Raw genomic sequence first — 15,017 nt, 5'->3', positions numbered from 1 at the left:
GCGCAATCCGTAGAGCATAATTGCAAGCGTTTACATTCTGCGTCCGATCATTTATCGTTACCGTCATGACTTCAATTCGTTCAGCAGCTGATTTCCCTGTGCAGGCCGAAGACGCGCAGTGGTGGCGCTCCTCGGTGATCTACCAGATCTACCCGCGCTCATTCGCCGATTCCAATGGCGATGGCATGGGCGACCTGCGCGGAATTACCCAACGCCTGGAAAGCATCGCGCAGCTTTCGGTCGACGCGATCTGGCTTTCGCCATTCTTCACTTCCCCGCAGAAGGACGCCGGATACGACGTCTCGAACTACTGCGACGTGGATCCGCTATTCGGAACCCTGGAAGACTACGACGCGATGGTGGCCAGGGCCCATGAATTGGGTCTGAAGGTCATCATCGATCTGGTCCCGAACCACTGCTCGGACCAGCACCCATGGTTCCAGGAGGCGCTCCAGGCAGCTCCCGGCTCCCCCGAACGCGACCGCTTCATCTTCAAGGACACCCCGGAAACCGGACACCCGAACAACTGGGGTTCAGTCTTCGGCGGCCCGATGTGGACCGCAACCAGGAACCCGGATGGCAGCACCGGCCAGTCCTACCTGCACATCTTCGATTCCTCGCAGCCTGACTTCAACTGGCACAACGAGGAAGTTCGCGCGATGTTCCGCGACGTCCTGCGCTTCTGGCTGGATCGGGGCACCGACGGCTTCCGCGTCGACGTGGCCCACGGCTTGATCAAGGCCGAAGGCCTGCCCGATTTCACGCCGGACCCCATGGCAGCTTCGATGGGCGGCACCGAAGAACTGGCTCCGTGGTGGGGCCAGGACGGCGTGCATGAAATCTACCGAGACTGGCGCAAGGTGATGGACGAGTACGAGGGCGACCGCGTGCTCTGCGCCGAGGCATGGGTCAATCCCCTGTCGCTGATGGCGAAGTGGGTGCGCAACGACGAAATGCACCAGGCATTCAACTTCCCGTACCTCTCCTGTGATTTCGATGCCAAGCAGATCCGCAAGACCATCGACGAGTCCCTTCAGGAGTTCGGCAAGGTCGGCGCACCGAGCACCTGGGTGCTCTCCAACCACGACGTGGTGCGCCATGCGACCCGCCTGGCGCTGACCGATGAGAACCCGCAGGGCGAGGGCATTGGCCCGAACACCCCGAACCTGCCAGAGCCTGCCGTCGGATTGCGCCGCGCACGCGCTTCCAGCACGCTGATGCTGGCCCTGCCGGGCGGTGCCTACCTCTACCAGGGCGAGGAACTGGGCCTGCCGGAAGCAATCGACCTGCCCGATGATGCGCGCCAGGATCCGACCTGGTTCCGTACCAATGGCGAACGCTATGGCCGCGATGGCTGCCGCGTCCCCTTGCCATGGGAGAGCGGCAAGCCGGCCTTCGGCTTCAGCTCGACCGGTGAAAGCTGGCTGCCGCAGCCAGCCGGCTGGGATTCCTACGCCCGCAATGCGCAGCTCGAAGACCAGTCCTCCACGCTGAACCTGTACCGCCGCCTGTTGCAGCTGCGCCAGGACCACGCGCTGGGCACCGGCACCCTTCAATGGATCGACGGCACCGAGGACGAGGTCCTGGCCTTCGCCAACGGCAACGTGCTGGTCGTGGCCAACTACGCCGCAACCCCCCTGCCATTGCCGGTGCAGGCGCAAGGCGCCACCGAGCTGGTGCGCAGCCAAATGGAGCAGTCCGCGGAACCGGGAATGATCCCGGGCGAAACCGCCATCTGGTTCCAGCTGGCATAGGGAGCAATCAAGTTTCCGGCAGCAGCCGCACCGGGTAACGTTAGGCAGTAGCCGCGGCCATGGGAAAGAGATTTCCTCCAGCCGCGGCTACTGGCATGAAGGAAGGACATGATGTGGCCGGAATCAAGGACGTCGCGCAAGCCGCTGGCGTATCCATTGCCACCGTCTCCCGCGCGCTATCTGGGCGGGGTTCGGTCTCGGCAGCCGCGCAGGAGGCGGTGCAGCGTGCCGCCGCGGAACTGGGCTACGTGGTCTCTTCCTCCGCGTCCGGGCTGGCATCGGGCCGCACTCGCAATATCGGTGTGCTCGTGCCGGTAATCAACCACTGGTTCTACGCCTGCGTGCTGGAAGGCATCTCCAGCCGCCTGATGGACGAGGGCTATGACACCACCCTCTACCAGCTGACCAAGGACCGCACCCAGCGCGAGAAGATCTTCTCCGATTTCCTGCTGCGCCAGCGCGTTGACGCGGTAATCGCTGTCAACGTCGAATTAGCCGATGAGGAGGTCCAGGCCTTGCTGGCTGTGGACAAGCCATTGGTTGGCGTCGGCGGCCCGCTTCCAGGGGTGCCAACGCTGTACGTGAATGATCAAGCGATTTCGGATCTGGCCACCGGGCACCTGATTTCTTTGGGCCATGAACGCATTGGCTTTATTGGCGGCAACGCGGAAACCGATGTGGACTTCATGATTCCCACCCACCGCCGCGCCGGGTACGAGCAGGCGCTGGAGCAGGCAGGGTTGCCTATCGATGAGTCGCTGATCGTGAGCGCCGATTTCTCCATGACCCAGGGCTATGCGGTGGCCAAGCAGCTACTGGGCAACCCTGCTTCCCGGCCTACCGCGGTCTTTGCCGCCAGCGATGAGATGGCAATCGGCGCGATTCTGGCAGCCCGCGATCTGGGCTTGCAATTGCCTCGCGACCTGTCGGTAATAGGCGTGGATAACCACAATCTTGCCGAGCTCTTCGGCTTGACCACCGTCGAGCAGCGTCCGCATGAGCAAGGGCAGCTGGCGGTCGCCATGCTGCTGCGCGCTATCCGCGGCGAGGAACCGGCACAGGCCCACGAGTTGGGCCATCGGCTGATCGTGCGCTCCTCCACCACCCGCCCCGCCCAGTAACCGGCCCAGGAATTCCCGGGTCCCGCATGCCGGTTGCCAAATCGACGCTGACCTCTCGTTGTCCTACATCGCTCTTAGCCGCTGGGCAAACTGCTAAAAATGATCAAAGGGGCATGGCAACGATGGAATATCGTTGCCATGCCCCACAGCTCGGTTATAGCCTTGTGGCTAATCCAAGTCTCGAAGCTTAGTTCATTTTTGGGCTGATGACGCTTTCTTCTTCCTGCGTTCGCGGCCGTTCTCGATGAACAATTCGACAATCAAGAATAGCACGCCAGCACCAACCATAATGAAGAATACGCGAATGCCCTCAGCAGGACTTTCGAATACTCCGCTGAGGAGCCCAGACAACAATGCCGTTGGCACTGCAATCAGGACGAGTATCACAATAGCAATGAGAATCGCAGTTGCTCTTTTCGACAACGACCGGAAAAAATCTTTCATTCGCCTATCCCTTCAGGAGTTAGAGAAGTTCCTTAATAGCACATTTTCGTACCGGTATTGCGATGACCGTCACGATGCCACCGGGAAGCAATGAATTTGCCGCCTTCTTGATGATCAGTTTGGCAACCTTAGGAGAAATTTTTCTAAGTCTTTCGTAAGCAGTTGATGAAGCTTTCCGCCACTGCTTACTCTTGAGTGCCTTGCGCACTTTTGGTTCTGCGAATACTTTGGCAAGCTCAACTGCGGCTTTGATTCCCATTTCTTTCGCAACACACGAACCGAAGGAATTCCAATCCCAGGATACGGCAGCACGACCTATTTGACCTCCGGCAGCGATCTGGCTTGAACTGACGCTCAAACCATCTTCAACCATAGCGAGTTTCTGAACAAGTTGATCTACGTCCATCCTGTAGAAAGAACCGTCAGGAAGCGTGACACCTCCCGTAGCATCCAATTCCGCAAATTCTTTTGCCGACTGCTCAATGAAAGCTCGTTCTTCTTCGGGTGTGACGGTCACGTTGTCATAATCCGAGAGGTCCGCCGTAAGAGGCGCGGTCGTACCTATCTGAGCCTCCCAGGATTTCCCAGATTTTTCACCTGCGATAGCGGGTGACGTGCCTATCATTGCTATTCCAAGCGCAACGATCAGGCTTATTACCGCGCTTTTTTTCGGCGTTGATTATTCATACCAAGACTCTCTGTCATGGGCCCAAGACTCATCATTGGGCCTAGCAAACGTGCTTACCCACTGATCGGCAAACCAGCGGTCGCCAGACGCGCAAATGCCCGCGCGGGCCAGGATCGCTTGATCGCTTGCCTGCGCGGGCATTGTACTGCCGCGAAACTAGTGCGCCACGCGCGAGTCGGCCTGTTCGCCCTCGACTTCTTCCAGATGCAGGTTGCGTCCGCGGGTCTCGCCCACCCAGAGCACCGCCGCCACAGAGATGACGGTCAGCACCATGATGTAGACGGCAATCGAGACCGAAGCGCCGGTGGTCTCCAGCAGGATCTGCGCCACGGTGGCAGCGAAGGCACCACCGAGGATAGCACCGAGCGCATAGCCGATGGAGATGCCCGAGTAGCGGATCTGTGCAGGGAACATTTCCGCGTACATTGCCGACTGCGGGCCGTAGGACAGGCCCAGGCCAACGGTCAGCACGAAGATGGCGATGGTGTACAGCACGATGTTGCCGGTATCGATCATGAGGAACATTGGGATCATCCAGACGAAGACCAGCGCGTAGCCGATCACGAAGGTCGCGCGGCGCCCGATCTTATCCGAGAGCCAGCCGCCGACCAGGGTGAAGATCAGCCAGCCCACCGAACCAATGGTGGTGGCCAAGAGGATTGGCGCAACCGGCATTTCCAGCACCTTGGTGGTGTAGGAGATGAAGAACGCGATGACCAGGTAGCCGGCGGCGTTGTTCGAGATGAAGATCAGCGCAGCCTGCAGGACCTGCTTGGTGTGGCCGGTCATCAGTTCGCGCAACGGCGTGTGCTCGGCGGCCTTGCGCTGGGAGAGCTGCTTGAAGACCGGGGATTCCTCGACCGCACGGCGGATCATGTAGCCCACGAAGATCAGCGCAATGGAGAGCAGGAACGGGATGCGCCAGCCCCAGGCGATAAAGTCTTCCGGGCTCATGGCAACACGCAGGATGTACAGCAGGCCGGTAGCCAGGATCATGCCGATAGGCACACCGATCTGCGGGTAGGCGCCGAAGTAGCCGCGGCGGTGGTTCGGTGCATGCTCTACCGCCATCAAGGCGGCGCCGCCCCATTCGCCGCCGGCCGAGAAGCCCTGGATCACGCGCAGCAGCACGAGCAGGATTGGTGCGGCCACGCCGATAGATGCGTAGGTTGGCAGCAGGCCGATGGCAGCGGTGGCAATGCCCATGAGGATCAGGGTGAGCACCAGGATGCGCTTGCGTCCGTAGCGGTCACCCAGGTGCCCGGCAACTACTGCGCCGAGCGGGCGGAAGAAGAAGGAGATGCCGATCATTGCGAAGGAAAGGATCTGCGCGATGCCCGGGTTCGACTCGCCCAGGGGCGCGAGGAACAGCGGGGTCAGCAGCGTCGCGGTGAGCTGGGCGAAGATGAAGAAGTCGTACCACTCAATGGTGGTGCCCACGAGGGTGCCGGCAAGTACCCGGCGCTCCTCCTGGGTGCGAGAGACAGTCGATGACATGTGAAGACCTTTTGCGAGTTGTATACCGACCGTTCGGACGGTTATATGTCGCACACCATCATAAGCGCAGAGTGAAGCGGATCACAAGATCTGCCCCAAACGTGACCCCATGCAGGCAGGCACTTTGCGACCTGCCCCGCCAGCGAATTCGGTGTTCCAATAGAGAACGACTAAAATCGAAGATAGATCACGGACCTTCCTGGTCCCCAGGCTCACTAAGCAGGCCTCGACGACGTTCCCGCAACGCCGCAGGCCAGATTGAAGATCAATGCCTACCTCCCAGACGCTTTCCCGTGGAATCCGCGTCCTTGAAATCGTCGCCAATTCCCCGGTGAACCTATCCATCGCGGAAATCGCCGCGAAGCTGGAAGTCCACCGATCCATCGCCTACCGGATCATCCGCACCCTGGAACAGCATCACCTGCTCAACCGCGATGAGGCCGGCCATATCCGCTCGGCCTCCGGCCTGGCGGCGCTCGCCCGCTCGGTCCAGCGCGATCTGCAGGCGGCCGCCACTCCCGAGCTCAACGCACTGGCCAACGAACTGTCCATGACCACCTTCGTGGCCGTCTGGGAACATGACCTGTGCACCACCTTGCAGTCGGTCTCCCCGCTGAACTCCCAGCGCGCGATTGTCCACCGCCCGGGTTCGGTGCACGCCATGGACGTGGGAGCCGCCGGCATCGCAATCCAGTCGCGCTACACCAAGGCCGAGTGGGATGCGCTGGACACGGGCATCGAGTACCGTGACGCTACCACCCAGGCACGGGTTGACGGCTATGCCACCAGCGAGAATGAAGTCATCCAGGGCGTGAAGTCCATTGCCGTTCCGATCCAGCATTCGGGGCAAACTCCGGCGGCACTGGCCGTTGTCTTCGCGACCAGCACGGCCGGCAACTACGAGCGCATGATCGAGGAGCTCAAGCACGCGGCGGCACGCATCAGCGACAAGCTCGCGCACTAGGAATTCCCGGCACAGAACGAAATCCCGTGGCACTGCACCTTGATGGCTGCAGTGCCACGGGATTCTGCTCATCCGGCCATGGCGGCCGGATGCACGGTTCTTGGCGTTCGCTTCCTAGCGGACGCGGGCCAGCGACGGAGACTTCGCGACGATGAGCTTCATTGCCACAGCGGCCAGGAAGATCACCAGCGCGCCACCGGTGGAGACCCAGAAGGCGCCGAGATAGCCCAGGGTTTCGGCAAAAACGCCGGCCAGTCCGTTGCCGATCGCGGTTCCCACCACGATGCCGGCAGAGAGCATGGTCATCACGGTGGACAGGCGCTGCGGTGGAGCGACTTCACCGCCAAGGGTCATGACCGTGACAATCACCGGCCCCACGGCAAAGCCTGCGATGAACAGGGCCAGCAGCATCAGCGGCACATTGCCGGCCACGTGCATCCCGAAGCTGAGCACGGTCAGTGCCGCGCCGCACAGAATCCAGCGGTTGATCTGCTTGAAGGATTGCGGCCACGCTGCCACGGAGACTGCAGCAATCGCACTGGAGAAGCCCATGGCGCCATAAAGCAGGCCACCGGAGTTGGAGTCGCCCTGCGCGCCGGCAAAGGCCAGGGTACCGGCTGCCGAGGACCCGAAGACCGTGCCCAGCGCCACCATGCCCAGGATCAGGGCTCCGATCGAGGCAACCTGCGCGCCGCTGATCGAGACCTTCGGCGCGTGTTCGGTATTCTTCACCGGCTTCACGGCATGGCCTGTACGGTGCGAGGCGAAGACCGGCACCAGCACGAGGGTCAGCAGCGCGGCGAGGTAGAGCGGCAGCACCGGATCCACCAAGGAGGCCAGCAGGCCGACGGCCACCGGGCCGAAGACGAAGCCCAGTTCATCGAACATCGATTCAAGGCTCAGGGCCGCCGACAGCACCTTGTGATTCTTTTTCTGCTGGCGGGTGATGGAGATCCAGCGGACACGGGACATCGGACCGACCTGCGGGCCGGTGGCACCGGTGGCAAGGCACAGGATTGCGAGCAGCGCCGCGGACATGTCGGGGCCGGAATTGCCGAAGAGGGTCAGGGCCACCAGTAGGATCGTGTGGATGACGGCGACAGTGGTCAAGACCGGGCGCTGGCCGACGCGGTCGGCCAGATAGCCGATACTGGGGCCGCCCACGGCGGATCCCAGGCCAACCATGGCCGCGGCCAGGCCGCCCATGGCATAGGAGCCGGTGGTTGCGGTCACCAGGGTCATGGACCCGATGGTGAGCATCGCGAGCGGGAGACGTGCAAGGAAAGTGAGTGGCAGGAACGGTGCTCCCACCAAAGGAACTAACGCGGAGTATCCGGACATTTTCTCGGATTCCTCACTGTTTTCCTTCGACAAAGTATGCTGAGTCAACAAAACTCCATGACGAAGCGTGCGTCGTCCCACACCCCCCGACGCACAAATTTCCCAAACATGCCTGATGGCACTACTTTCAAGATAGCTACTGCCCCAAGGCAAGTCCAATCTATCCAGCCAAGATCACAGCGCCTTCGCGTTCAATGGTGGAACCATGCTGGGTCTTTACCACCGATATCCGGTTGGTGATCCTCTGCTTCATCTCTGCAACGTGCGAGACCAGGCCGATGGTCCGGCCCCCTGCACGCAGGTTTTCCAAGGCCAGCATGACTTCTTCCAGCGTCTCGGCATCCAGCGAACCGAAGCCTTCGTCCACGAAGAGCGTCTGCATGTCCACGGCGCCGGAGTGGTGGGAAATGACATCCGCCAAGCCCAAGGCCAAGGCCAGCGAGGCCATGAAGGTCTCGCCCCCGGAAAGCGTCTGGGTCTCACGGCGCTTGCCTGTCCATGAATCGAGCACCTGCAGCCCCAGCCCGGATTTGGCGTTGCCCTGCTTGGAATCATCATGGTGCAGCGAGTAGCGTCCGCCGGACATCACGTCCAGGCGCTGCGTCGCGGCGATGGCCACTTCCTCAAGGCGAGCTGCCAGCACATAGGTGCTCAGCGTCATCTTGTAGAGGTTCTCGCCCCCGCCGCGCACCACTTCTGCCAGGGAGCGCAGCCGGCGATAGGCTTCGATGACCGGACCTGCCTCGGACCGCTGTCGTTCAAGGTCGCTGGTGGCCTGCTCATGGCGAGCCAGCTGGGTCTGGGCCAGTATTTCCTCTTCCCGTGCCGCCTCGAAGCGTTCTTCGGCCTGGTTTGCCAGCACCCGCGCTTGGGCAAGATCTTCCTCGCTGGGTGCGGCGATGCCTTGCGCTGCAAGTTCCCGGGCCTTGAGGCAGTCCTGGGACGCTTGGAGCGTGGCGATGGCACTGGACAAATCCGCATCCGCGCGCTGCAATTGGCGCAGGCGCTCGCGTTCGGCGCCTTCCAGCAGGGCTGCCTCGAAGGCAGCCAGGTTCTCGAAACCGGCGGCGGTGCGCTGGCTGTTCCAGGTGGCTTCCGCTTTCCGCACGGCCTCGGCGGCGTCGATCAGGCGGCGCAGATGCTGTACTGCGCTGGCCAGCCCGTTGGACTTCTTCGCCAGTTCCTCCACCAGCTCGGCCAGGTTCTTCCTGCCTTGGCGCAACTGCGCCAGCTTGGCATCCAGTTCAGTCAGCTGGGAATCCAAGGACTGCGCCTGCTGCTTCGCCGTCGCATGTTCCAGTGCGGCTTGGTTGGCCCGCGCAGCGTGCTTTTCAGTACGCTGGCGCACCGCATCCAGCTTGGCCACGCGGGCAGCGATCTCTACCCGTTGCGTGCGCAGCTGTTCCAGTAGTACCTGGGCCGTGGCGAGTTCTGCCCGCAGGTCAGCGACCGAGGCCTCGCCGGCCGCTTCCTGGGCGGTCTGGAACTTGGCCACCAGCATGTCGCGCGCTTGCGCGGCCTGCTGCCCGGCGGCGCGTGCCGAGGCCTCCGCGTCCTCCAGTTCCTGGATCTGCGCATCGTCGATCAGCGGCGCATCGGCATCGGCCTGGGCCGGGGCGGGATGCTCCTGCGCACCGCAGACCAGGCAGGGTTGCCCGTCTTCCAGCGCGGCGGCCAAGCGCAGGGCGCTTTGGGCCAACTGTTCGGTGCGCAAGTCCAGCAGGGACTTGGCAGCACCGGCAATGACCAGTTCCTGCGCGCTGGCCTTCTCACGGGCGGCCAGCGCCTTGCGTTCCAGCGCGTCGCGCTCGGTAGCGTGCTTGATCCTGGTCTCCAGCTCCTGGACACGTGCCGTGGCCTGCTGGAGCTTGTCGCCAGCAGCCACCAGGTCCAGGTCCCCGGCTTCCAGCGTGTCGCGTTCTGCCTTCAGCTTGGCGACTTCGGCTTCGGCCTGGGCACGGGTCTTTTCATGCTCGGCTGCCAATTCGGCGGCCTTGCGCGCCTGGCCGGCGAGCAGATCGCGGCGCTGCTCATCTTCCAGGGTGGCCTTGGCTACCGCCAGTTCCTCGGCCGCCTGCTGGGCGGGCAGGCGCAGCTGTTCCAGGCTGTTGGCATCGGCACCGGGCGCCAGCCCCATCTCGGTTTGGAGCCACTGCTGACTGCGCAGCCAGGACTGGTTGGCCTGCTCCTGCGCGGCGGACGCCTCATGGAGCTGGGCGAGGTAAGCGCGCACCGCCCCGGCCTTGGCATCGGCCTCCAACCGGGTGCCAGCGGCCGCGGCAGCCTCATGCTTTTCGGCGTAGCCTGCCTGCATGCCCTGCAGCTCGGCCAGGCGAGCGAAAATCCGTCGCCGCTCTTCCATTCCCTGCGACTGCTCGCGGGTGCGGGTCTTCTCGGCGCGCAGGGCGGCCGCTTCGTCGGCCGAACGTTGGAGGATCGCTGCAATCCGGCGGCGATAGCCGGCGAACTGCTCGGCCTGCGCCATATCCTCGCCCGCCTGCGCCTGGCCAGCTCCCTCGGCGCCGTCCAACTCGGTACCATCCAACTCGTCGCTGGTTTCGCGGCCGGCCAGGAATGACCGGGCAGCTGAGTGGATGGCTTCCTCGCTGGCGCTCAGGCGCGCTTCCACACTTTCGGTGTGCTTGCGCGCTTCAGTGAGGCGGGCAGCGAATTCATCTTCGATCCGCGCATAGCCGCTGGTGTCGAAGAGATTCGCCAGCAGCTCTTCGCGGTCCTTGGCCTTGGCCCGCAGGAAGTCGGCGAAGCCGCCCTGCGGCAGCATGACCACCTTGGTGAACTGCTCGCGGTCCAAGCCCAGCAGGCTGCCCAGGATGTGGCCCACCTCGTCATTGCGGGTGGACAGTTCCTGCCAGCCGGCATCGGTGAATTCGCGCAGGAAGCTGGCGGCCTTCTGCTCGGTGGTCTTGTTCTTGCCGCGCTTGGAGGGACGCATCCATGCCGGCGAACGGGTGACCTCGAACCGCCGGTCGCCGATGGTCAGCTCGCAGACCACTTCCGGTGCCAGGCCCGCCGGGGCGTGGTCGGAGCGGATCTGCCGGCTGCCCGCCCGGCTTCCGGGCAGCGCGCCGTACAGGGCATAGCAGATCGCGTCCAGGATGCTGGACTTGCCGGCGCCGGTGGGTCCATCGAGTAGGAACAGCCCGCCGACGGCCAATTCATCGAAATTGATCTCTTCAGTGCCTGCGAAGGGACCGAAAGCCTGGATTTGGAGTCGGTGGATTCTCACTGGCTGGCCTGTGCCTCTCGGGTGGCTTGGATGACTGAGTCGATGACTTCGCGTTCGGGGTCATCGGCGGCGCGTTCCCGGACGTGCTCCACGAAGTCCCGCACCACCTGTTCGGTGCTGGTTGCCTTGGCCATGCGCTCGGCATAGCTGGCCGGCTGCTCCTTTTCACCGGTTCCTTCGGGAGCGAAGTTCAGCACCACGGTGTCGGGGAAACGGGTTCGGATCGTTGCCATCGCGTCGGCGGGGCGCTCGCTGTCGGTCAGCGTGACCTGGCACCAGGCCCCCACGGCGGACTCCAGGTCCTGGTCGGCCAGCAGCTCGGCGAGCTTGCCCTTGAGGATGGCCAATTTCTTCGGCACCGGCAGCAGGATTTCCTCGATGGACTCGATGCCCGAGGCGCTGGTCTCGATCAGCCATACGCCCTTTCGCTGGGTGGCCTCGGAGAAGGAGTAGGCCAGCGGCGAGCCCGAATAGCGCACATGCTCCTTGACCTTCTGCCGTCCGTGCAGGTGGCCCAGGGCCGAGTAGTCGAAGTGCTCGAACAGCTCGGCCGGCACCACGTCGAGGTTGCCGGTGCTCAATTCGCGTTCCGAGTCGCTGCCGATGCCGCCGGCGGCGAACAGGTGCGCCATAGCGATGGAAACGACCGGCTTCTGACCCGCCCGCAGCTGCTCCAGATGCTCGTCGATCTGCGCGATGGCCGCCTGCACCACCGCTTCATGGCTGGCCTTGGCGACGCCCAGGCGTTCCATCACCATGCGCGGTTCCAGGTACGGGATGCCGTAAATCGCTACCTGGTGGTCGCCGGCATCGCGCAGCACCGGCTGCAGCATGCGCTGGGTATCGGCGATGATGTGCACCCCGGCGGAATCCAGCAGATCGGCGCCGAAGCCCAAGCGGGAGGCCGAGTCGTGGTTGCCGCTGGTGATCACGATGGATGCCCCGGTGGCGCGCAGCTCGCGCAGCACCCAGTTGCACAGCTGGACGGCATCCACATGCGGCAGCGCCCGGTCATAGATGTCCCCGGAGATCAGCACCACGTCAACCTGCTGGTTGATGGTGATGTCGATGATTTCCTGCAGCACTGCCCGCTGCGCTTCGATCAGGGAGGCTCCGTGGAAGGTGCGGCCCAAATGCCAGTCCGAGGTATGAAGCAATCGCATGTGTCCAACCTTATGCAATGCCGCGGACAACTTGGACATTAGAATGGGAGTTGTGAATGAAACCGGTGAAACTGCACTCCTGCCAGAGAACTACTCAGACAAGGTGTTTGCGATCCTCCTCGGCCTGGCCGATGGCGCAACCCACGCCCGTGACGACATTGATCCCGGAGCCACCGAAATCCTCCCGCTCTATCTGGCCGACGGCCTGCTCGAAGCGCTGGAATGGGCCCACGACGGTGTAGCCAGCGACGAAGCGGCCTGCATGTGGCTTGCTGCCCTGCGCGGCTACCGCAAGATCACCGGTTCCTTCCCGGAGCGCACCCCGGAACCGCTGGGCCGCTGGATCGACAAGGAATTTTCCAACGTCGAGATCTTCGAGAAGATCCACGACGGCGATCCGCAGAACCTGGCCGGCCTGGACAGCCCCGACATGGGGCAGCCCGGGCGTCCAACCGGTGCCGGCGCCGACTCCACCGGCGTGCTGCCGCGCGCCGCGGTGACCGCGCTGCTGGCCCGGGTCCCGCTGGGCACCACCGAGACGCTGGCCCGTTCGGCGGCCTTCCTCACCCATGACAGCCAGGCGGCCAAGACCGCCGTGGCCGCCGCGAAGATCATCCGCTCGGCCATGGAACGCTCCGAGGCATCTGCCGGAGAATGGGCCGCGCTGCTCGATGGCCTCGAAGGCCCATCGGCCGATGCGCTGCGCGAGGTCGCCACCAAGATCGGCGAGAACATCTCGCTGTCCGGACAGGAAGCCTATGACGCCTACTTCGGCGAGCAGGCGGCCGAAGCGGACGGCGCATCGGACGTGGAAGCAGCCCCGGCGGCTGCCGCCGAGGAAGCAGCCGTGAGGGATCCCGAGGTGGATGCCTACGCTGTTGCGCTGCTGGCCGCCGTCTACGGCACCGAAGCTGTCGGCGAGCGCCCCGCCAGCGCACTGGATGACATCATCTCCGAGCTGCATGACCGCTGGATGGCGCTGCTCGTCTAGGCGCCTGAAGGGAAGCATGAAAAACCTCCGGCTGGCACAGAGCGATCTGTGCCAGCCGGAGGTTTCTTTTCTGCTTTTCTTGGCTGCTAGGCAGTCAGCCCGAAGCCGCCCACCATCTGCATGAATTCTCCTTCGGAGATGATGCTGACCCGCTGGCCCTTTTCGCGCAGCCGCAGCACGTGCTTGGCCTTGTTGGTCAGCCGCCCGGTGGCCAGGTCCTCCGGGACAAAGCCGTCGCCGACCACCAGCGCGGTGGTGGCGCGGGTGACGCGCGAGGCGGTCTGCGCTCCGTGCTCGGCCGCCAGTTCCTTGGCCTTGGGGCGCGGCATGGACAGGTTGCCGGTGAACACCATGATCTGGCCGAACAGCGGGTGGCTGGGATCAGCGTTCTCGCTCGGCTTGGGGTTCGGGCCTTCTTGCGGCCAGTTGCTGAAGGCATCCTGCGGCGGCAGCGGGTTGCCTGCGGCCAGCCAGCCCTGCGCGTCGCGGGTGGCGCGGGACAGTTTGTCGCCTGGCTGCCAGGCCTGGGTCAGGCTCAGCCGGACGCCATAGTGCTCTGCCGTTTCCAGCACCGAGGGCTGTGCGCTGCGCAGGGACATGTCGATCATCGCCCACGCGCAGGCCTCGGCGTCGGCCAGCGCTTCGTGGTGGTTCTCGATCGGGTGCCCGGCTTCCTCGGCAACGAAGGGCAGCGAGTAGCTGGGCAGGTCGTAGGCCTTGCGGGAGAGCTTGACGGTGCACAGGTGCGCGATTTCCGGCACGGCGACTTCGCCGGCTTCGCTGGCCGCGCGGATCACGCCCGAATCGAAAGATGAATTGTGGGCCACCAGCACATCGGATCCGATGAATTCCAGCAGCTGCGGAATCTTGTCGGTAACCCGTGGCGCCGCACTCACCATGTCGGGGGTGATGTGGTGGATCGAGACATTGCGCGGGTCGAAGTGGTCGAATCCGGCCGGCGGCTGCATGAGCCACTGCTCGGTTTCGACGATTTTCCCGGAGCGCACCTTGACCAGGCCCACCGAGCAGGCGGAGCCGATAAAACCGTTTGCTGTCTCAAAATCTACTGCTGTGAAGTCCAATGCCACGCCCAATAGCTTACTCGCTTTATCCCTAGCACTGGCATGGGTGTGACGCGCGCGCCGTGCCAGGCGGGGTTTTCGCAGGGCGATACCGTGGTGGCAATTCACTGTAGTCCCGGAATTGACCTGCGGCTATCAATTAATTGCCGGCCCGCGCGGCGCAAGCCAGAGGCAGGGCATCTCACATTCGAAACCGGCAACCTCGCTTTTGGTGTGCCCGGAAGTCAGCTGCGGAACAATTCCTCGTAATACCCGCTGAGCGCCGGATAGTAATCGGGCTCGAAGACCACGCTCCCCACGTCGGTTCCGTCCACCACCGCGGCCAGCCGATCAAGGTAGAACTCCCAGCCCGGCCCGATGGACCCGGCCTGCTGCGGGTCAAGCCCCGGCATCTGGAAGACCAGGCAGCTGCCCTGGCCCGATGCCTCTACCTTCAGCTCCAGCTGCCAAACCGAATCGCCGGTTCCAGTGCGCACCTGCAGCTGTCGCGTTCGCGGATCACACTGCAAGATCTCCACGCGTTCGATGGGCGCTTCCTCTTCGGCCAGCAGCACTACCTCGACGGCGCCGCTTTTTGGATCCCCGTGCCAGGATCCGAACCAGAGCGCCAAGTACTCGGAATCGGCCAGATAGCGCCAGATCCTGCCCGGGGATTCAGTGAACACGCGGCGCAATTCCAGCGCGCCGTGCGCGGTGCGGTTTCCGGTGGGTGTAGCGCTCATGGC

Annotated in this window: 12 protein-coding genes; 4 read left to right on the top strand and 8 right to left on the bottom strand. The window is 63.5% G+C overall.

Features of this window, described 5'->3' with window-relative positions; all coding sequences use genetic code 11:
- Positions 1-65: 65 nt before the first annotated feature.
- Together ACLQ8T_RS06840 and ACLQ8T_RS06835 are read left to right on the top strand one after the other, a co-directional pair.
- Positions 66-1,754 (top strand): glycoside hydrolase family 13 protein, encoded by a 1,689-nt coding sequence (locus ACLQ8T_RS06840; protein ID WP_413456146.1) that lies wholly within the window; start codon positions 66-68, stop codon positions 1,752-1,754.
- A 113-nt stretch (positions 1,755-1,867) separates the two neighbouring features.
- Positions 1,868-2,875: a LacI family DNA-binding transcriptional regulator gene (locus ACLQ8T_RS06835; protein WP_413456384.1), complete on the top strand. Its 1,008-nt coding sequence runs from the start codon at positions 1,868-1,870 to the stop codon at positions 2,873-2,875.
- A gap of 192 nt (positions 2,876-3,067) precedes the next feature.
- Here the strand turns inward: ACLQ8T_RS06835 and ACLQ8T_RS06830 are convergent, their stop codons facing one another.
- From ACLQ8T_RS06830 to ACLQ8T_RS06820, 3 genes are all read right to left on the bottom strand, one after another.
- Positions 3,068-3,319 (bottom strand): hypothetical protein, encoded by a 252-nt coding sequence (locus tag ACLQ8T_RS06830; protein WP_413456145.1) that lies wholly within the window; start codon positions 3,317-3,319, stop codon positions 3,068-3,070.
- Positions 3,320-3,338: 19 nt separating this feature from the next.
- A complete protein-coding gene (locus ACLQ8T_RS06825) occupies positions 3,339-3,836 on the bottom strand; it encodes a hypothetical protein (RefSeq protein WP_413456144.1) in 498 nt (165 codons plus the stop codon).
- A gap of 327 nt (positions 3,837-4,163) precedes the next feature.
- Entirely contained in the window at positions 4,164-5,504 is a 1,341-nt protein-coding gene (locus ACLQ8T_RS06820; RefSeq protein WP_413456143.1) for an MFS transporter, read from the bottom strand.
- Between the two features lie 268 nt (positions 5,505-5,772).
- Between ACLQ8T_RS06820 and ACLQ8T_RS06815 the strand changes: the two genes are divergently transcribed.
- A complete protein-coding gene (locus ACLQ8T_RS06815; RefSeq protein WP_413456142.1) occupies positions 5,773-6,468 on the top strand; it encodes an IclR family transcriptional regulator in 696 nt (231 codons plus the stop codon).
- 114 nt (positions 6,469-6,582) lie between these two features.
- Here the strand turns inward: ACLQ8T_RS06815 and ACLQ8T_RS06810 are convergent, their stop codons facing one another.
- The 3 genes from ACLQ8T_RS06810 to ACLQ8T_RS06800 form a co-directional block, all read right to left on the bottom strand.
- Positions 6,583-7,857, bottom strand: coding sequence for an MFS transporter (locus tag ACLQ8T_RS06810; protein ID WP_052253862.1), 1,275 nt, complete (start codon positions 7,855-7,857; stop codon positions 6,583-6,585).
- A 112-nt stretch (positions 7,858-7,969) separates the two neighbouring features.
- Complete coding sequence (locus ACLQ8T_RS06805) at positions 7,970-11,056, bottom strand: AAA family ATPase (protein WP_413456141.1); 3,087 nt, start codon at positions 11,054-11,056, stop codon at positions 7,970-7,972.
- Positions 11,053-12,219: an exonuclease SbcCD subunit D gene (locus tag ACLQ8T_RS06800; RefSeq protein WP_413456140.1), complete on the bottom strand. Its 1,167-nt coding sequence runs from the start codon at positions 12,217-12,219 to the stop codon at positions 11,053-11,055. The genes ACLQ8T_RS06805 and ACLQ8T_RS06800 overlap by 4 nt, the downstream gene beginning before the upstream one ends.
- 43 nt (positions 12,220-12,262) lie before the next feature.
- Between ACLQ8T_RS06800 and ACLQ8T_RS06795 the strand changes: the two genes are divergently transcribed.
- The gene (locus tag ACLQ8T_RS06795; RefSeq protein ID WP_413456139.1) at positions 12,263-13,210 is read left to right on the top strand and encodes a hypothetical protein; all 948 of its coding nucleotides are present in this window, start codon (positions 12,263-12,265) and stop codon (positions 13,208-13,210) included.
- 86 nt (positions 13,211-13,296) lie between these two features.
- Here the strand turns inward: ACLQ8T_RS06795 and ACLQ8T_RS06790 are convergent, their stop codons facing one another.
- Positions 13,297-14,298, bottom strand: a complete 1,002-nt coding sequence (locus tag ACLQ8T_RS06790; protein WP_413456138.1) for an exonuclease domain-containing protein — start codon at positions 14,296-14,298, stop codon at positions 13,297-13,299.
- A 218-nt stretch (positions 14,299-14,516) separates the two neighbouring features.
- Positions 14,517-15,014, bottom strand: coding sequence for a hypothetical protein (locus ACLQ8T_RS06785; protein ID WP_413456137.1), 498 nt, complete (start codon positions 15,012-15,014; stop codon positions 14,517-14,519).
- Between the last annotated feature and the right edge of the window lie 3 nt (positions 15,015-15,017).

The sequence above is a fragment of the Glutamicibacter sp. FR1 genome (assembly GCF_047300825.1).
Taxonomy (GTDB): Bacteria; Actinomycetota; Actinomycetes; order Actinomycetales; family Micrococcaceae; genus Glutamicibacter; species Glutamicibacter nicotianae.
The sequence above is the reverse complement of the archived record's forward strand: the minus strand, read 5'-3'. Positions and strand labels throughout refer to the sequence as shown.

Coding starts and splice junctions, on each gene's coding strand:
- ACLQ8T_RS06830 (WP_413456145.1), bottom strand. CDS start 3,319: ATGAAAGATTTTTTCCGGTCGTTGTCGAAAAGAGCAACTGCGATTCTC.
- ACLQ8T_RS06820 (WP_413456143.1), bottom strand. CDS start 5,504: ATGTCATCGACTGTCTCTCGCACCCAGGAGGAGCGCCGGGTACTTGCC.
- ACLQ8T_RS06815 (WP_413456142.1), top strand. CDS start 5,773: ATGCCTACCTCCCAGACGCTTTCCCGTGGAATCCGCGTCCTTGAAATC.
- ACLQ8T_RS06840 (WP_413456146.1), top strand. CDS start 66: ATGACTTCAATTCGTTCAGCAGCTGATTTCCCTGTGCAGGCCGAAGAC.
- ACLQ8T_RS06800 (WP_413456140.1), bottom strand. CDS start 12,219: ATGCGATTGCTTCATACCTCGGACTGGCATTTGGGCCGCACCTTCCAC.
- ACLQ8T_RS06795 (WP_413456139.1), top strand. CDS start 12,263: ATGGGAGTTGTGAATGAAACCGGTGAAACTGCACTCCTGCCAGAGAAC.
- ACLQ8T_RS06785 (WP_413456137.1), bottom strand. CDS start 15,014: ATGAGCGCTACACCCACCGGAAACCGCACCGCGCACGGCGCGCTGGAA.